Raw genomic sequence first — 18,101 nt, forward strand, 5'->3', positions numbered from 1 at the left:
CGATTAATGTATGGAGTCAATAAAATATGGTGAGAATGATGTAAACATCTGACGAACTTGCGAATGTACGCTTCGTAACACTCAAGGGTTAGAAATAGCTCTCGTGCTTAAAAGGCACTTTGCCAGAGGAATGAACACATCAGGCAGTAAGTAATCTCCTCACATGATAACTGGTCGTGGAGCTGGCAACGGAGTATAGTGAGCACCTAAGTTTTATTAAAGATAGTCAATAAGGAACGTCGGAAGCGGGTAACGTTCTTTCTCTTAACAGAAAAGATACGACGGTATAAGTTGAATAGAAAATTCTTGAATATAACTATTCTTAATATCCGATGAAAGTAGTGGCACGACCGTTGACAACTCTTGTAATGAGAGAATGAGGAACAGCCACAAGTGTTTAAGAAAATGAAAACAATTATTTTCATTCTATTTTATCAATGTTCGAGTATGACAAAAAGTCCACTCAAATCATACATTGTACGAAAGAGGTGGAGATATTGAAAATTGAGGAAACGGCTCTAAAAGATAAAAAGCTAAGAAATAATGAATATTATGGCGTTCAAAGTATTTATGATGACTTATACCAACGAGGGTTTAAAAACCAAAAATTTCATTCTTTGATGAAATTGATCATGAGTAAGGAAAATCTTCTACTCGCTTATCGGAACATTAAAAGAAATAAAGGAAGCTTTACTCCTTCTTGTGACTTTAAAACAATCCGAGACATTGGAAATCTTAGTGAACCCCAATATCTTGAAAAGATGAAAAGAAAGCTGGAAAACTACAACCCCTCTGTGGTAAAAAGAAAAGAAATCCCCAAACCCAACGGGAAAATGCGACCGTTGGGTATTCCAAGTATTTGGGACAGATTAATACAGCAGAGTATACTTCAGGTGTTAGAACCTATTGCGGAAGCCCATTTCTCTGAGCGCAGTTATGGTTTTAGACCGAATCGTAGCGCAGAAAATGCGATAGCAGAGTGTGCTACACAAGTCAACGTCGCTCAACGATTCTATGTCGTGGACATAGATATTAAAGGCTTTTTTGATGAGGTCAACCATTCAAAATTAATGAAACAACTATGGTCAATGGGAATACGTGATAAGTCGCTTTTAGTTATTATTAGGAAAATACTCAAAGCTCCATTAAAACTGGAAAATGGCGATATTATTCACCCTGACAAGGGCACTCCACAAGGCGGAATTCTATCACCTTTGCTTGCCAATATCAATTTAAATGAGTTCGACAAATGGATTGAAAGTCAGTGGGATGAATTTCCAAGTCATAAAGTATATTCTAGAAAATCAAGTAAACTATCTGCATTGAACAACACGAAGCTTAAGCGGATGCATCTTGTGAGGTACGCGGATGATTTCAAGATATTCACCAATAATCGTTCAAGCGCTGAGAAAATTTTCCAATCCACTCAAAAATGGTTAAAAACGAGGTTAAGACTTTCAATCTCAGAAGAAAAATCAAAAATAACGAATCTCAAACGAAACTCTTCCGAGTTTCTCGGCTTTGAAATAAAGGCGGTTAAAAAAAGGCGGAAACATATTGCCCGTACTCGAATGAGCCAAAAAGCGATTGAGAAGACTTATCGAGAGCTGAATCAACAAATTAAAAAAATACAAAAAAGCCCTCAATCCTCAAAAACATTACAGGAAATCTACCGATACAATTCGATAGTAATTGGGAAACATAACTATTATAGGATAGCCACTCAAGTCTTTCGTTGTCTAAGAGATATGCAATACCCACTTGTTACCAAAATGTATAACAGATTCCCAAAAGCAACCAATAGCGATGGAAAAATCATTAACACCAATGGATTCACAAGACATGGGAAATACTCAGGTAAAGACAAAGGGTTACGTCCTTATCTAAAGTCCAAAAATATTAACTATTTAATGAAATACCCGATAATCTCTATTTCATGTGTGAAGACAAAAAAAGCCATGGCGAAAGAAAAAGTCGTAAATAAATATACTTCTGAGGGTAGAAACAAAATTCATAAAAGCCTTCAAAACGTATCAGAAGTCGAGTTGCGCTGGTTGAGAAATCATCCTATTAAGGGAGAACGTGGAACCGTGGAACTCAATGACAACAGAATTGCTTTATATATTTCCCAAAAGGGAAAATGTAGTGTTACAGGTAACCTACTTAAAGATAATGAGTGGCATTGTCATCACAAAGTTCTCTGGAGCAGAACACGGGACGATTCATATAATAATTTGACGCTGGTTCTTAAAGAAGTACATCAGATCATTCATGCCAATCAGATTTTGACAATACAACGCCTAATAACAAAATTAAACTTAGACAAAACTCAGCTAGAAAAAGTCAATCAACTGAGAATTTTAGCAGAAAAAAAAGCTATTAAAATATAATAACTTTAAAAAATAATAATAATAATAACTCAATTTTAGAATGCTAATAATGATTAACTTAAACATGGAACGCCGTATGAGGTGAAAGTCTCACGTACGGTGTGGAGCGGGGGAAAGCCCAAAAGATAATCCTCTAATGGACACTTAGTAGGCTACCTATCGCAATACTTAGCAGTGTTTATGGCGGTGGCTGAGCTCTAAGAAAGGAGTGATGCTTTATGTTCATCCTAGGAAAGGGACTTCCGCCATGACTGTGTATCAGGCGTTGACATTGGCAATTGCCTTTGCGACCTTGATCATCACCATTGATCGACACCACAAGAAATAAGCACTACTCACAGTCACCGTCTTAAACGGTGCTTCATTGAGGTGTTATGCGCGCAGCACCTCTGCTTTGAGTAGAAAGGGTCTACATAATCAAGGGTAGAATTTAGCGTTTTCTGCCAATCTGTTGGTGAACTGCGACCTTTGATAATTGAATAAACCAGTGGTAATTTCTCGTATGTTTGATAAAGTTGCATCCTTGATGCATTCTGTCATTTCTTTTCTTATTGCAACCTCTTTTAATAAGGTCTTTTGTTTAGAACGAGGCTCCGTGACTTATCAAATACTGACGAATCATTCGACCAGGTACAAATTTTCATTGACTACCTGTTTTTTGAATTAACTCAGGATAGGATAGTGTGATTTCAAGATTTTTTCAGCATACAAAGAACAATAGAGATTAATCTATATATGTACCAACTATGAAAGGAAATGATTGAAATGAAAAGTGTTATTAAAGGAACTTACTACGGAAATGGAATCCCATGTGGTAAAAATACTTGCTCTGTAAACTGGGGATAAGCTTGAACCGCTGGGGAAATTCTCTTGTTGATGGTTTGACAGGTATCCGTCAAAATTAAGCCTTTACTTCATATTTAGGAGGATAAAAAATGAATCACAAAATACTCTTTGATTTGATTGATAAATCATATAATGAAGATCTATCCAATCAACCCAAAAAATATAAAGAAGCTTTGCTAACATGCGCTAAAAAAATCATGGATGGCGAAGAGGAGCTAACTGTTTGTACCTATTTATACAAAAGCTATCATGAGAATTATATGGTGCCGATGAGCCTTCCAAAGGAAAACAGAGTTCTATATCAGTATATTTATGATAAGCTGAAAAAGTTAGATCAAAAACGATTACGTGATTTAAATATCGGGTATGGAATGATCGCTACACAATACACGTTTGGTTCATTCAACTAAACTTTTGAATCACACATTAATAGCGATAAAACAACGTAAAGCCAGCATGATTAAAGTGCTGACTTTTTTCGATGACTAGATTCTTGACTAATCGCGTTGCGATTGTTCTATTCAAGTACCTTTTGACGACAAAAGAACAGCCTAAGCTGTTCTTTTCAACCTAAAATTGAGATTTATCACCATAATCAGCACGATACGAACCATTTAATCCAGCATATTTTCCAATGGAACTGATTTTTTGAATCATCTTGTCTTGATCCTTAGTAAAATGAATTTTCTCAGTATAAGCCTTAAAATAGATAAAATTTGCTAACCTATTCGCTAAAGCTTCAACTGATTCATCTTTTTGTAGACGTAAGTAAACTTTTTGCAGTACCTCTAAAATTTCTTGATATTCAGTTGAGTCACTTTTGGAAAGACTATTGAATAGTTCATGTACGGTTTGCTGAAGATCCTCCTTAATCATACTAACACTTTCCTGGGATTGCTCCGCCCAAAAAACCGCCGATTGATATTTGAGCGATACAAGTTCCAGCCGCTGCCCAATCTACAGTACAAGTTGTCTTGCCGCAAGATACTCCATTTCCGTAGTAGGTACCTCCGATAACACTTTTCATTTCGTTTTTTGTCATTTCTTTTGATGCTTTCATTTCAATCATTTCCTTTCATAGTTGGTACATCTATAGATTAATGCTTTTCAGCTTACTAGAGTTCAAAATGTCCTAAAACCTAAATTATTTATCTTAAAATCATCACACGAATTTGATGAACCTTATTCAGTAAAGAACGCTTTTTCAGTTCAAGATATATTTGTGACATTTCACGATTTTTAACACACTTCTAAACGCTGCTTTGCTATAGTGTTTTTGTAAACAAAATATTGAGATGAGAATTTCAAATGCAGGAGTGTGGATTATGGTAAAGATAAAATGGTTCTCTGGAGGAAACGATCGGAGTTATCAAGCGGTAAAATTGATTGTTGATATTTTGAACGAGTTGGACAAAGATTCAAATAGCCAAAATTTGAAAAATGTACTTGTCAGCTATAAGAACGAATTAGTCGGACATAAACAATCTGTGCCATTCATTTTGAGCAGAATGAATGTTGACATAGCCAATTGTATCAGAAAAGATCATCTCTCTTTAACAATTTCGGAGTCTGAAAAGCTAAAGGAATTGGGATCTCTTTCTAATATCAGATATGGCTATTAAATACCCGTCTTTTTTGGTTAAACAATAGAACAGGTTATTTTGAACAGGAATTGAAAAAAATGATTAGGGATCGAGTCTCTAGATTCCTTTTTTGTCCTCCTCAAGAACCATTATAGGATAGTTTTGGCTTAAAACTTTAGAAAACAATAATTAACTCAATAATAGTTAGCATGATTTATTGCAAAAAGGGCACCTAACTAGATGTCCTTTTTGCTTCTTTTTGGTTTCATGTTGATCAATAATTTATTGCTTGTAAATCGTCTAATGTTGTCGCTGAACCAATAAAGCCATCTACAGGTTTTTGGTGTTCAATACGAACAAATGTAGGTGTGTACTGTAGATTTATTGTTTCAATAATAAATGAATTTAGTATTTGTTGATCTTCGCTTGATAAACCTAGACCATACGTTTTTTCTAAATTTACATAATAGATCGGTAATGTACTCGTGCTTTTAAATTGATTAAGAACTTTTGAGAACTCTCTGCAATGTGGACAATACTTGTAGCCAATATACAAAAAATACGATGAGTCGCTCTTTATGACGCTAACTAGCTCCTGTTCATTCAATTCTTTGATACCGGTAATATTTTGTAAATATTGCTCTTCCGTTACTTCTTCGGCAGTCTGATAATTGTCTTCCATATTTACTGCTGTAGTTTCCGTTTCCGCTGCTAAAGTCGACTGTGGTAAGAATGTTGCTGCGAGTACACCACAAAATAATAAAGCAATAATGCGAACAAATTTCCTATCAACCTTTTCCGCTTTCCAACTTTCTTTAAAATCGTCTTTTGAACTAGTATTCTTTACTGTCATTTGTACCACTCCTTATATTCAATAATTGAAGTATAAGGATTTTAAAGGCACCATTGTTTAATTCATCCTGAAATGAAAAGAATATATCATGAAATGGGAGGTTGAAAAATGAGACTACGTATGCACATAGCCTCAAACAGAAGACAAAGCAGCTATCAATCCCCGTTCTAAAAATTATTATCACTCAAGAAGTGCTTTCTAGTCCATCGATGGTCTTTTTTAATAATTTGGATTTAGACAATGGAAAAGAACATGTATACTCTTCCGGAAAATAGATGATTCGAGTTTTGTAGTCCACTGCCTTTACCTGGTTCGGATTAATCAAGAACGACTTGTGAATACGAATTAATTCTGGATATTCTTGCTCTAAATCATTCATCTTTCCATAAAACTCATACATCATATTTTCTCCATACAATACAACTTTATGAGGGGTGACGGAAGCTTCCAGAAAGTAGATGGCTGATATATCCACCCGAAAATTCCTTGATCCAATCATTAAAGACAGATGACGCTCGTTGAACTGACGATCTACAAACGTTTGCTTATGACGTCCAGTCAAGATTTCTTCTATTTGGGACTTTTCATTGTCCCCTTTTACGATATAGTCCAATGGCGCTATTTGTCGTTTCAAGGTTTCTAAGGCTAATTCTTGATGGGAGGTGATGAAAACGATCTGAGCAAACTCATTTTCGCTTCTGATCTTCTGCGCAACATCGATACCCGTTAATTGTTTCCCTAAATCTATATCTAAGAAGAAGAGACTATTGGTTAATGCATTCTTTTCCAAGAATAAAAAAATATCTTTCGGATCTGTTGTAGCTAAGACTAGTTTCATATCAAAATCATTGATCATGATCCAGTTTTCAATGATTCCTTTATAATGGGACATGAGAATGATGTCATCATCACATAAAATAATTGGTAATGTCATGTTATTCACTCTTTCTTATGCTAAGTGTAGAAACAAAAACGCCATCTGATGCATAATGTGTCATTTCAGCTTGTGGACTACCACTGAGAATTTCTTGGATATTGGCGAGCCCCAGTCCTCTTCCCTTTCCTTTACTGCTGAATCCTGCCTGATTCATTGCCTGCAAGGATGGGAGATTTCCACTGTAAGAATTCTCGATCGAAAACTCGACCGCTTCTTGTGTGTTGATAATAAGTACACTAAGTTTCTTCTGTTGTGATTCTTGTGCTGCTTCGATCGCATTATCAATCAAAATACCTACGATTCGAATCAGTTTCACTTCATCCAAATCGACTGCTTCAACTGGAATCAGACACTCAAAATTCACCTTTAGCTGAGACTGTTCAGCCTGTGACAGCTTGGCGATCATTAAAGACTTGACGGAAGAAATTTTCAAGTTGTTGATCCCTGAAAACCGCATTACGCTTGAATCCATCATCTGATGAGAATACTCAATCATCTCCTCCAAATACTGCTGATTAATGTCTGAGTCGTGTGGCTGCGCTCTCAATCCAAGCAGTAAATTGTTATAATCATGACGAAATTTTCTTAATGTCTGATAGTTTTCTTCCACATCTCTCATATAAGCATCCATCATCTTCATCTGTTCTTTTAAATTTTGAAGTTCTAACTTCTTTTGGTTTCTCTTAATCGCGAGAAAAGTGAACGTGATTGTAAAAGCAAACTGTGCAACGATGAATCCAACTAAGACAAACTGAAAGACACCTAAAACCTGCATTCGTGTCAGTATCTCAGTAAACAAATAAGAGAAAGCTAAAAAAACGCCTAATTGTATTGTATAAATCTTTTTTTCCTCTAGGGTATATGGTTGACTCAGTATCCTTTTCCTTCCGATCCAGCCAAGCGTTATCGCGCAAACCCAATGAAAACAAATCACAACTGGTGAAGTCATCTCATTATTTATTGATAATCCATTAAAAATGGAGGTTACAATAATCGATGAGAAGAGGTTGGTTATTCCATAAATGGCGAAAACATGTAAAAATCCTAAAAGGTCATCTATTCTTAATTGAGGATTTTCTTTCCATAAAGACCTCCGCAATATACTAAAAATCACTAGTAGGACGATCCAAGTCAGCAGAGAGTCTGTAATATAAAGCAATGTAAGCGGGAAAGCGAGGATAAACAAGACAATATAAAATGACTTGTTTCGAATATTGGTGCATAGTCCGACCAAAACAAATAGTAAAAGTAAGTCAATAAACTCCCTGAAATAGGTAGGTAGATATTCTAAAGCATCCATAAAATCACTTCCTGCTACATTTGATGTTTCATTATAACAAGAATTAATTCAAAATTATATGGCAATTAACCCTACATACTATTTTTATGCAATCGCCATCATTTCCCATAGATTCTCATAGATTCCTTGTAATGCTCTTAGCTGCTGGTGGCTACCGGTTTCGACAATACTTCCCTCTTCTAAAACGATTACTTGATCACATTCTTTAGCAATTGATAAATGATGAGCGATAAACAAAACTGTTAGATTACTCATACCCATTAAATTCTGAACAATGATATGTTCTGATCGCGTATCCAATCCACTAGTCGCCTCATCCAGTATCAGTATTTCAGAGCCTCGCAACAAAGCTCTCGCAATAGCTAAACGCTGCTTTTGTCCTCCTGATAAATTTCCGGCGCCCTCTTCAATTAGGAATTGATAGTTTAAGGGAAGGTTCGCTATGTAGTCTTTTATCTGAGCCATTTCACATGCCCAATTGATCTGTTCTTCAGAAGGCTCCTGATTTAAACCAAATACTAAATTTTCATAGATAGTTCCACTAAAAAAGAAGGACTCCTGAGAAACGTAACTAATTGTTTCTCTTAATTTAGATCGACTAATAATACCAAGCTCTTTACCCTTAAATAAGATTTCCCCTTCTTTATCACTATAAAAATTCATGAGCAATTTGGCCAATGTCGATTTACCAGAGCCGCTCATACCAACCAGCGCAACCTTTGAATTTTTTTCAATTGAAAGCGACACGTTTTTTAGAACATTCTCTTCAAATCCATAAGCAAAAGAAACGTTTTGAAATTCAATTATTGGAGTACTCATTGAAGTAAATGTTTCCGATAAATTATCAGAAAGATTGTCTTCCAGCGATTCTTGCTCCAAATAAAAAACTTCATTTAACCGATCATTGGCGACTTTAGCTGTTTGAATTTTTACTTGAAGATTGATGATATTTTGCAATGGGGTTGTAAAAAAGGACATCAGTGCATTATAGGTGATTAATTGGCCTAGAGACAAAACTCCTTTAAGAACCAATGATGTTCCTATCCATAAAAGTATAGTGGAGCTGATAACTTGAAGAGCAACTTTTAGATTTGATTGAACATTCTCTAAGTTCAAATTTTTGAACGTTTTGTTCATCATTTTCGAGAACTGATCTTCTACTTTAATATAAACCTGATCAATCGCGTTGAAGGATTTTATTGTTTCAATGCCTTTTAGACTTTCAATGATACGAGAATTAACATTTGCTCCAGCCTCCATCTGATCTTCATTTAGTTTGTCGAAGGGCTTCATAAAAGCAAAAACAATAGCCACATAAATAGGGGTTGTAGCTAAACTGATCAGGAACAAGAGATGATTTTGCATATATAATGCAGCGCCAATCAAAAGGACCATTGAAACATCAAGAAATAACGACAATGTTGCATTTGCTAAAGCATCAATTATCTTTGTTGCATCTAAAAATCTCGAGATGATTTCGCCGGTTTTTCTTGTTGAAAAAAAGTTCATTGGTAAGTGTAGTACATGCTTGAAGTACTTAAGCATGATTGATTTGCTTAATCGCTGACCTAGTAAAATTAGCAAGTATTGCTTGAAATAAGTGAAAAGAGCTTGTAGTGCATACATAGTTATCAGACCAATGCTTACAATATTTAATAGATTGATGGACGCAGAGGGTACGATTTGATCTATAATGAGCTGAAAATAATAAGAGCCAACAATACCAAAACCAGTCAAAATAAATGAAAGTAGTATGATCCCGAAAATCATCTTTTTGTGATTAGTCAGTAATGGTATAAAGGAGAGTAGCCCATTGGATGGTATATTGGTTGGAGTGTACTTATCATTAGGTTGAGCAACCATTAGGATACCAGTCCAATCTTTGCAGAAATCCTCTATAGTCATTTTCAGCTTTCCTCTTGCAGGATCAGCAATAAGTAAATCCCCTTCTTTTTTTCCATAAACAACAACATAATGCAGATAAGAATTATCAAGCTTAACATGTGCAATTAGTGGAAATGTTAACTCCTCTTCGTTCCATATCGAATGGTTTGTTTGAAACACCTTACATTTAAAATTCAGCGATTCTAAAGCCGTAACAAGTCCAAAGGCAGATGTACCCTGATTATTTGTACCAGACATCAGCCGTAATTTACTCATTGGAATGGATGAATTATAGTTCCCTAATACCATCGCTATACAGGCGATCCCGCAATCTTTTTCATCGTGCTGCTTAATTAGCTTAAACTTAGTCATAATGAGTTTATCTCCAATTCTCAATTTTTCTATTGGTAGAAGAATAGCTTAAAAGAAAACAGAAAAGGAGATAGTATCTTGTAATCTAAAAATATGATCCTAAGATTATCCACCAGTATCACTGGTAATTGAGTGATTGTAATGAACAAATAGAGTACTCTGACTAATAACAGAGTACTCTCAAATACTGATCTTTTATTCAAAACACTTATATTAATCATTTTCATAGAAAAAAGAAACTGCCCAACTGCCGTATCCTATGCTTAAAATTAGGATAAATGAACAGATCAGTATTTCAAGTGTCCAAAAATTTAGTATCACTCCAAGTACATAAATAGACTCAAATACCACCAGAAATGATAAAACAAATAAAACGAAGATCCTTATTCTGCTTTTAAAAATTGTAGATTTTCCAAATAGTTCAACTAAAAATATCCCGATTAATCCAAATCGAAAGAAAATATTCTTAAACGAATAAATTGTTGAGGGATAGCTACTTTTATTAATCATGATAAAACCGCCGTTCTAGTTCCAACCATGTTGAGGCGTTTCATTATACCCCCATTGTACACATTCTGTTAGAAGTCCGCCGATAGCTCCGATGACTCCTCCAGCACCCGCTCCTACAGCAATCCCAACTGCACAAGATACATCGTTGCCTCCGATAACTTTTTTCATTTCTTTAACATTTAATACTTTTGTTTTTTCCATGATCATTCACTTACCTTTCTTTTGATATTTAAACCTTATCATGAAATTTTGTAGAATATCCGAGATCATCCTGTAATATAAAAAAAGCGTCTTAAAATGGTTTTCTAGGATTATTAGATTGGCAATTAGGAAAAATCTACTATTCCAGAATGCTAAATAAAAAAAATTTAATTCTTCAATTAGTTTTCGAAATATGTCGCATAAGAACGCGTTGCTGCGTTTTACTTTTTGAACACTTTTGTAGAAGCGGATAATGGACCTATCTCAAAAAAATTCCTCATAATAAAAAAGCACAGAAAGAAATTTTTTATGGAAAAGAAAAACTGGTTGTTCAAAATATCCATCCTGTCGATTTCTTTTGGTTTGATGGGGAGTGCTGCAATTGCGTGAACCAGTCCAGCAATTAGTACCGCCTATCCACAACAATCAGCATCCTTTACCCTCCGATAGTAGAATCAAGAGATTCAAAAATGGTTTCAAAATCAATTGGATCGGGAACATCATTAAAGACAGCCCTTCACAAGCAAAAATGTTTTATAAAAAAGAAAAGTTGGAGTAGATTGAACAGTGTAAACGAATAATCGACCCTTTAAGTATTTACAGAAAGCAGGCAGGAAAATGCTAGATGTTTTAGGCGCAATCAAAAATTTAACATGGAACACGGAGCATCATTTTTTACACATCAAAAATCAGCATGAATTTATGCGGATTTGGGCGGTTCAGTTTGAGCTGGGCTACACCGATTTTCGTACGATTCAAATGGCGTTACAGTTGGATCAGCAGACCGAATTATTGAAGCAATTTACTCGGGCATATGATGCTGTTTATCAGTACGAATATTCCTTTGTAAAAGGTGGCTTGGACGGATTTAATCAAGAATTTGGTGATCAAATTGATCAATATGATCAGGCTCATCAAGAGTTATTGGCGGTTTTACAAAAAATAGCAGCATTGCAGCCAGAAAGAACACCTGAGAACGATCTAATTTAGGGAGGCATTGGAATGAAGAAAGATGTTGTTTATGATGAAAAGAATCAACTAACTTTAGACATTTATGAGCCTGATAAAATCGAATCCGCGATTATTTTGATTCACGGTGGCGGCTGGTTTCGAGGAGATAAAAGTAAGGAAACTGCTCTAGCGGAACGGCTGGCGGCTGATCATTTTCTGGTTATCGCTCCCAATTATCGTTTAGCACCGGATCATATTTTTCCAGCTGCTAGGGAGGATATTTTAGCGGTCTATGATTGGTTGCTTGTTAGTGACTATACTATAGAAGGAAAAATAGCAGCTTTAGGTTCTTCAGCTGGTGGGAATTTAGCGATTGAACTGGCTTTGGCTAAAGGAATACCCGCAGCCTCTTGGTCGGGCATTATTGATTTGTACGATTGGGTAGTTAAGCATCCTGAAGTAATTGCCGCACAGAACCAGAAGCCTCACTTTGACCAACAGGATAGTGCAAAAATTGATCAGGATGGCTTCAACGATCCGTTTTATAAATGGTTCATTTTAAACTATGTGAATCAAGATATGGACTTACTAAAGCTCGCCGATCCCTTGTCCCGGGTATCCGCAAGCAGTGGTCCGCTTTTCATCGCTAACTCTTTGAACGAGCTGGTTCCTTTATCAGGTGTCTACAAGCTGCAGGAAGCTTTGGCAGCACAAGGTGTTCCCTCAGAAACCAAACTTATTAAAGGAACCGTCCATGGTGAAGGCTATACTGAAGAAGCGTATGCCAACACGATCCAATTTCTAAAAAGCTATTTGTAGGACAAAAAGACTAGTCGATTCGGCAGGAAAACCGATCGGCTAGTCTTTCATTTTTTATATTGTGGTAATTTCTCGTAGTAGAAGATGACTTTGAACTTTTTGGGGTTGCTTGTACAAGACTATTTGTCGCTTTATTTTCTTAGTGAAAATTGGTTCTGTTGTGTTTATCCTTGACGCTGATTCTATGTACTTTTTAAGCGAAAAATGCTATTATAGGGGTGTAAAAGGAGCATGCTGGTAACATGCCCCTCATGCTAACTTGAACACCGCTTCAAGAACGGCAGCTATAGTTTAATTATTTAAAGAAAATAACCGTACTACAGCTTGGAGTCGCTGAACGGTTATTTTCTTTTGTCTTTTAATTCAATCAAAGCTACAACTACGCCGACAAAGGTTAGCACAAAGCCACCAAATGCCAGCATTAGCTGCAAAGCTTCAGCTGTTGACAAAAGGCCTCTCCCTTCTTCAGATTTCGTACTTATCTCCATAAGTACCACCTCCCAAGAGATAGCCACCGTTCACGATTCAGTTATCTGTTAGCTTCTTTATTATAACAGTAAAAGTAACCGTTATCACTAGATACTTTTAAGTTTGTTTTGTTTTTCCGTCACATAAAAAGACTAGTCGATTCGGCAGGAAAACCGATCGGCTAGTCTTTCATTTTTTATATTTCCGGATAACTTTTCAGCACATACTCTTCGGCTTCTTTGCTCCAGATGCCATCCGTTTTGGCTAGAATTTCACCCAATTCAGAGGCTGGATCAATTTCGGAAAGCTTGGTTAATTCACTTTGCTTGTGAGTGTAAACCAGTTTTTTCCCACCGCCAATTGCTGGTTGGTTCAAGGTTGTTTCAGCCACAGCATCTAAGCCTAGAATGTGGGTAACCACGTTGGCTACCTTCACCTGTTTGTCTTCAATCAGCTTCACCGCTTTGCGCATGTCTTCGGTGTTGCCGCCTGAAGTTCCTACAAAATGGGTAAAGGAATAATGTACATCGTAAAAGTTCACTTTAGCTGAAAATTCCTTGTTTTGCGGACCAGCAAAGAAGTTTAAGCAGCCGTCGGGATTCAGCATATCTGCGGCATCCGTTACCACCTGTTCAGCTGGTACCATCACAAAGATATCGTCAAATCCACCGCCGATTTTTTCTTTAAGCAAAGCGACCTGATCTTCGACTGCCCCAACATTCACATATTGAACCGTAATACCGTCTTGGCTTGGGTATAGCTTTTCTGCTCGAGCTAATTTGTCAGGATCGCGGTCGGTGACAATCAATTGTTTGGGACGAATCGGCCCATGCAGTGCGTAATCAATAGCTAGCAGACCCATTGGACCAGTACCACCCATAATTAGCAAATTACCATCTGGCTTGATACCCATTTGATGTTCATAGCTGCCTTCTTTTAAGTGATAATTTGCCTCAAAAGCACCAATTACACAAGATAAGGGTTCAATTAGTGAACCTTCAAAGTAGGTTTCGCCTTTATAAGGAATCAAGCAATCTTGGTTCATTACATCTTCTGAAATGATAATGTAGGTTGCATCGCCGCCGGTATAAGCATAGGAGTAACCCGGACAATCGGGACGATCAGCTAATTGCAGGTTCGCCTGCACAACATAGCGTTCACCCTTTTTGTATTTGTGGGCCCATTTGCCGCCAACCTCCAGCAGTTCACCACAGAATTCATGGCCGACAATGATCGGATTTTCTGCTACGTTGTTGGGCGCTTTTTTATGGTCGCCGCCTTGGTTAGCCAGCTTCCAGGTAGACATACAGATACTGTCAGTAATCACTGAGGCTAAAATCTCATTGTCCTTGATTTCTGGTAATTCAAATTCTTCCAATCGCAAATCTTTTTTGCCGTATAATCGAACTGCTTTCGTTTTCATTGTTATCCTCCAATATTTACGCTAAAATTCCTAATCCGTAGCCAATAATCCCTACTGCAAACAACACGAAGATCAATACAATCGGGCTGACTTTTTTCTTCAATAAGCGCATCATTAATAGTGTTAAACCTAGTGCTAAAAGACCTGGAACTAAATCATCCAATACATTTTGGACCGTTGTAATAACTTCCTGACCATCGGCACCTGCCGTTCTGGAAACAACCAGTGGAATATTGATCGTTGTCCACTTGGTAACCAAGACCCCCATAATAAACAAGCCTAGAATTGTGGCACCCTCAGTTAATTTCTGCAACAGATTGCCGGATAAATCTGCAACGATATCCATGCCTTTTCTAAATCCGTAAGTTAAACCGAACCATTTCATGGCAAGTCGTACGGCATTAAAAGCAAAGAAGAATAGTAATGGGCCAAAGATATTTCCGCTTAGTGCCAAGGAAGCCCCCATCGCCGCGGTTATTGGCCGCAAGGTTCCCCACACTAACGGATCACCTACACCACAAAGCGGTCCCATTAATCCAATCTTCAAGCTGTTAATTGTTCCTTCATCAATGTCTGCACCTGATGCTTTGGCTTCTTCCATCGCCATGGTTACACCAATTACTGGCCCACAGACTGCTGGGGTGACGTTAAAGAAGGTCATGTTGCGTTTCAATGCTTCCGCCTGCTCCTCCTTCGTATGGTAGACCCGTTTGATTGTCGGAATCATATCCACACAGAAGGCTAACGCGTGAATTCGTTCGTAGTTAAAGGATGCTTGCTGAAAGTTTGAAAAAAGAAACGTGCGCATTAAGTCTTGTTTTGTAATTTTTGATTGCACAGGTGCTTTAGTTTCTGTTGCCGTAGTTTCCATAGTTTGAACTCCTCCTAATCCTCTAATTCGTCATCTGCTAAATCGCCGCCGGCTGCTGCGACAACCATGCCGCCAGAAGCTGCCTGCTTTTTGAAATTCGGGTTTAATTGAACGTAGACTAAAGCGATAATCAATCCCACAATCCCGAAGGACAGCAAGCTGAAATCTAAATATCCGCCTAAAACAAAGCCTAAGAAGAAGAAGGGCATCAAATATTTTACGCTCATCATGTTTAAGACCATTGCATACCCGACGACTACGATAAAGCCGCCTGCGACTGCCAAACCGCCAGTTACTACATCTGGAATCATATTCAGCATATTGGTTACCATTTCTGCACTAACAAAGGCTGCGACAATTGTTGCCGGAATGGCTACCCGCAAGGCTTGAACAAACAACGCACTAAAGTGGATGAAAATAATCTTATTGAAGTTGGCTTTCTCAGCTTCGCGATCCGCCGCATGCTGGAAGGCTACTGTAATCGTCCGGGCAAAGACCGTCAAGACTTGACCGGCTGCCGCAACTGGCAAAGCAATCGCGATCCCGGCTTGGATATCCTGATGCCCAACGACTACTAAAATGGTTGAAATAACACTAGCCAAGGCGGAGTCTGGAGATTGTGCTGCCCCGATATTCATCCAACCTAAAGCAATCAGCTCTAAGGTTCCCCCTAGAATAATTCCCGTTGTTACGTCGCCTAAAATCAAACCGACTACCGTACAAGCGATCAACGGACGATGGGTTTGAAATTCATCCAGCACACTGCCCATCCCGCAAATACAAGAGAAAAGAAAAATAAGAACAATTTGAATCATTGATAATTCCATCAGTGCTTAACCCCTTTCTTTAAAAACCTGCTTCTTTTAATTTCGCTTCAAAATCACCCTTAGCATCCGTCGCCACTACTCGTAAATCCAGCTCCACACCAATTTCAGCTAGCTTCCTAAATGCTGCCGCATCCTTTTGATCAATTGAAACGGCTTTGGTTACTTGAGTACGGCCATCCTTGAAGTGCATGCCGCCAATATTGATTGATTTAATCGGTACCCCGTTTTCTACCATTGCCAAGACTTCCCCTGGGTTAGTAAACAGATAAAAGACTGTTTCATCTGCATATTTGGGGTTGTTGTACACCTTGACTGCTTTTTCGACATTAACAATGTTGGCTTTAATTCCGGGAGGGGCTGCTTGTTTTACCAATGTACGGCGTACCTCATCATTGGCTACCTCTTCACTTACTACGATGATTCGTTCTGCCCCCGCTTCTTTGGCCCAAACCGTCGCCACCTGCCCGTGAATCAACCGATCATCAATCCGTGCTAACTTAATTTGCATTTAGAAATCCTCCTCTTCCTCAATTAATTGTTCTCTAAACGATTTGACCGTATCGCCAGCAACACTTGTAAGATGTTTCACAATACTAGACAAATAATTTCCTTGAAGCATGCTCGCTGTCTCGAGTACTAAGGGTAGTGACATTCCCGAGACAACCTCAATCGTTTGTTGCGTATTTTTCATGGCAATCGCACAGCTGGCATTATAAGGCGTTCCACAAAATAAATCCGCTAAGATTAAATAGTTTGCTGATTCATCCGCCATCGCTTGGCTGATCTTTTGCTGGATCGAATCTAAGCCCTCTTCCTTCAAAAATTCCACTGACTGAAAATCGGGCAGCTGGCCGAAAATCATTTCGGCCGAGCGCTTCATTTCATGAGCTAGCTGGCCATGAGCGACTAAAATTACTTTGTTCATCGTCTTCACCTAGCCTCTCGTTTTGCCGCCGGCGACATTTACAGTTACACCATCAACATAGCCTGAACGATCCGAAAGGAAATAAGCCACTAAATCAGCTACTTCGGTTAATTTTCCATCGCGACCTAAAGGAATTGTTTTCGTATTGGTATAGCCTGCTCGCAATTGTTCCACCGTAATTCCCCGCGTATAGGCCAAAGCTGTTTCATATTCAATCGTGCGCAGCCCCGTTTCTTCCATGATTCCCGGTGCTATTCCTACTACCCGAATGCCCTTTTTGCCTAATTCTTTGGCCCATGATCTAGTGAAGCTATTCACAGCAGCCTTCGTAGCAGCGTAAACGCTCTGACCTTCCGAACCTTCCAAGCCACACTCAGATGACATATTGATTATTACGCCAGTCCCTTGTTTGACCATTTCTCGGCCAACAGCCTGTCCCATTAAATAAACGCCTTTTTGATTAATGTCGATCATTTTACTGAAAATCGCTTCGTTGATTTCAAATTTTCCAGCTTCAGTTTGTTTCTCATCTACCAATAAGGCTGGAATATTGATGCCGGCATTATTGACTAAGCCGTCGATTTTTCCAAAGGTTGCTACTGCCTTATCAACTGTCTGCTGAACGGATTCTGGATCTGTCACATTTGTGGTGCTAAATAAAAGATTCTCATGCTGAAAGCTGCCCTCACGCAGATCAGCATTAACCACCTGAACGCCTAGCTCACACAATGTTTTGACAATTGCTGCTCCAATCCCTGAAGAGCCGCCGGTTACAATTACTGTTTTTCCTGCTATTTCTAGCCAATCCATTTCTACACCCCATTTTACACATTTGTGATTTCAAATTAACGTTTGTTACACTTTGTATTCTAGCCCCTCAAGAAAACGTTGTCAACAACTTTTTGCAATTTATTTAAATTGAATTCACATTTGTGCTAAAA

The 18,101-nt window shown here is 37.9% G+C and carries 22 protein-coding genes; 8 read left to right on the forward strand and 14 right to left on the reverse strand.

All coding sequences use genetic code 11. From position 1 onward, the window contains the following. Positions 1-488: 488 nt before the first annotated feature. The 4 genes from ltrA to I588_RS18210 all read left to right on the forward strand — a co-directional run bounded on the left by ltrA (position 489) and on the right by I588_RS18210 (position 3,646). Positions 489-2,390, forward strand: coding sequence for a group II intron reverse transcriptase/maturase (gene ltrA / locus I588_RS18205; protein ID WP_425387120.1), 1,902 nt, complete (start codon positions 489-491; stop codon positions 2,388-2,390). Positions 2,391-2,601: 211 nt separating this feature from the next. After that, entirely contained in the window at positions 2,602-2,718 is a 117-nt protein-coding gene (locus I588_RS27910) for a putative holin-like toxin (protein ID WP_245569583.1), read from the forward strand. A 437-nt stretch (positions 2,719-3,155) separates the two neighbouring features. After that, complete coding sequence (locus I588_RS27350) at positions 3,156-3,236, forward strand: leucocin A/sakacin P family class II bacteriocin (protein WP_245569605.1); 81 nt, start codon at positions 3,156-3,158, stop codon at positions 3,234-3,236. 89 nt (positions 3,237-3,325) lie between these two features. Continuing rightward, positions 3,326-3,646, forward strand: a complete 321-nt coding sequence (locus tag I588_RS18210) for a bacteriocin immunity family protein (RefSeq protein WP_010758323.1) — start codon at positions 3,326-3,328, stop codon at positions 3,644-3,646. A gap of 160 nt (positions 3,647-3,806) precedes the next feature. On the opposite strand, the gene I588_RS18215 is transcribed toward I588_RS18210, so the two are convergent. Continuing rightward, a complete protein-coding gene (locus I588_RS18215; protein ID WP_010758324.1) occupies positions 3,807-4,112 on the reverse strand; it encodes a bacteriocin immunity protein in 306 nt (101 codons plus the stop codon). Between the two features lies 1 nt (position 4,113). Continuing rightward, the gene (locus I588_RS18220; protein WP_010758325.1) at positions 4,114-4,296 is read right to left on the reverse strand and encodes a Blp family class II bacteriocin; all 183 of its coding nucleotides are present in this window, start codon (positions 4,294-4,296) and stop codon (positions 4,114-4,116) included. A 265-nt stretch (positions 4,297-4,561) separates the two neighbouring features. On the opposite strand from I588_RS18220, the gene I588_RS18225 reads away from it, so the two are divergent. Beyond that, positions 4,562-4,858: a bacteriocin immunity protein gene (locus tag I588_RS18225; protein WP_010758326.1), complete on the forward strand. Its 297-nt coding sequence runs from the start codon at positions 4,562-4,564 to the stop codon at positions 4,856-4,858. Positions 4,859-5,093: 235 nt separating this feature from the next. On the opposite strand, the gene I588_RS26510 is transcribed toward I588_RS18225, so the two are convergent. The 5 genes from I588_RS26510 to I588_RS26515 all read right to left on the reverse strand — a co-directional run bounded on the left by I588_RS26510 (position 5,094) and on the right by I588_RS26515 (position 10,882). Continuing rightward, positions 5,094-5,672, reverse strand: a complete 579-nt coding sequence (locus tag I588_RS26510) for a PedC/BrcD family bacteriocin maturation disulfide isomerase (protein ID WP_010758327.1) — start codon at positions 5,670-5,672, stop codon at positions 5,094-5,096. A gap of 184 nt (positions 5,673-5,856) precedes the next feature. Continuing rightward, the gene (locus I588_RS18235; RefSeq protein ID WP_010758328.1) at positions 5,857-6,606 is read right to left on the reverse strand and encodes a LytR/AlgR family response regulator transcription factor; all 750 of its coding nucleotides are present in this window, start codon (positions 6,604-6,606) and stop codon (positions 5,857-5,859) included. 1 nt (position 6,607) lies between these two features. Further along, on the reverse strand, positions 6,608-7,909 hold the full coding sequence (locus tag I588_RS18240; protein WP_010758329.1) for a sensor histidine kinase: 1,302 nt from the start codon (positions 7,907-7,909) through the stop codon (positions 6,608-6,610). A gap of 84 nt (positions 7,910-7,993) precedes the next feature. Next, entirely contained in the window at positions 7,994-10,165 is a 2,172-nt protein-coding gene (locus I588_RS18245; protein WP_010758330.1) for a peptide cleavage/export ABC transporter, read from the reverse strand. A 525-nt stretch (positions 10,166-10,690) separates the two neighbouring features. Continuing rightward, entirely contained in the window at positions 10,691-10,882 is a 192-nt protein-coding gene (locus tag I588_RS26515) for an enterocin 1071A family bacteriocin (protein WP_010758331.1), read from the reverse strand. 376 nt (positions 10,883-11,258) lie between these two features. On the opposite strand from I588_RS26515, the gene I588_RS27355 reads away from it, so the two are divergent. From I588_RS27355 to I588_RS18255, 3 genes are read left to right on the forward strand one after another with little or no spacing between them, the layout of a single operon-like run. After that, entirely contained in the window at positions 11,259-11,435 is a 177-nt protein-coding gene (locus tag I588_RS27355; protein ID WP_155857164.1) for a hypothetical protein, read from the forward strand. Positions 11,436-11,494: 59 nt separating this feature from the next. After that, entirely contained in the window at positions 11,495-11,866 is a 372-nt protein-coding gene (locus I588_RS18250; RefSeq protein ID WP_010758332.1) for a hypothetical protein, read from the forward strand. A 12-nt stretch (positions 11,867-11,878) separates the two neighbouring features. After that, a complete protein-coding gene (locus I588_RS18255) occupies positions 11,879-12,646 on the forward strand; it encodes an alpha/beta hydrolase (RefSeq protein WP_010758333.1) in 768 nt (255 codons plus the stop codon). Positions 12,647-12,987: 341 nt separating this feature from the next. On the opposite strand, the gene I588_RS26970 is transcribed toward I588_RS18255, so the two are convergent. The 7 genes from I588_RS26970 to I588_RS18285 form a co-directional block, all read right to left on the reverse strand. Further along, a complete protein-coding gene (locus tag I588_RS26970; protein WP_010758334.1) occupies positions 12,988-13,134 on the reverse strand; it encodes a putative holin-like toxin in 147 nt (48 codons plus the stop codon). A gap of 176 nt (positions 13,135-13,310) precedes the next feature. After that, positions 13,311-14,537 carry a zinc-binding dehydrogenase gene (locus I588_RS18260; protein ID WP_010758335.1) on the reverse strand — a complete coding sequence of 409 codons (1,227 nt, stop codon included), beginning with the start codon at positions 14,535-14,537 and terminating at the stop codon, positions 13,311-13,313. Positions 14,538-14,553: 16 nt separating this feature from the next. After that, positions 14,554-15,408, reverse strand: coding sequence for a mannose/fructose/sorbose PTS transporter subunit IID (locus I588_RS18265; RefSeq protein ID WP_010758336.1), 855 nt, complete (start codon positions 15,406-15,408; stop codon positions 14,554-14,556). A gap of 14 nt (positions 15,409-15,422) precedes the next feature. Continuing rightward, positions 15,423-16,235, reverse strand: coding sequence for a PTS mannose/fructose/sorbose transporter subunit IIC (locus tag I588_RS18270; protein ID WP_034693984.1), 813 nt, complete (start codon positions 16,233-16,235; stop codon positions 15,423-15,425). A 19-nt stretch (positions 16,236-16,254) separates the two neighbouring features. After that, positions 16,255-16,743: a mannose/fructose/sorbose PTS transporter subunit IIB gene (locus tag I588_RS18275; protein WP_010758338.1), complete on the reverse strand. Its 489-nt coding sequence runs from the start codon at positions 16,741-16,743 to the stop codon at positions 16,255-16,257. Next, a complete protein-coding gene (locus I588_RS18280) occupies positions 16,744-17,160 on the reverse strand; it encodes a PTS sugar transporter subunit IIA (protein ID WP_010758339.1) in 417 nt (138 codons plus the stop codon). Positions 17,161-17,169: 9 nt separating this feature from the next. Continuing rightward, positions 17,170-17,970 carry an SDR family oxidoreductase gene (locus I588_RS18285; protein WP_010758340.1) on the reverse strand — a complete coding sequence of 267 codons (801 nt, stop codon included), beginning with the start codon at positions 17,968-17,970 and terminating at the stop codon, positions 17,170-17,172. Positions 17,971-18,101 lie beyond the last annotated feature (131 nt).

It is taken from the genome of Enterococcus pallens ATCC BAA-351, assembly GCF_000407485.1.
Taxonomy (GTDB): Bacteria; Bacillota; Bacilli; order Lactobacillales; family Enterococcaceae; genus Enterococcus_A; species Enterococcus_A pallens.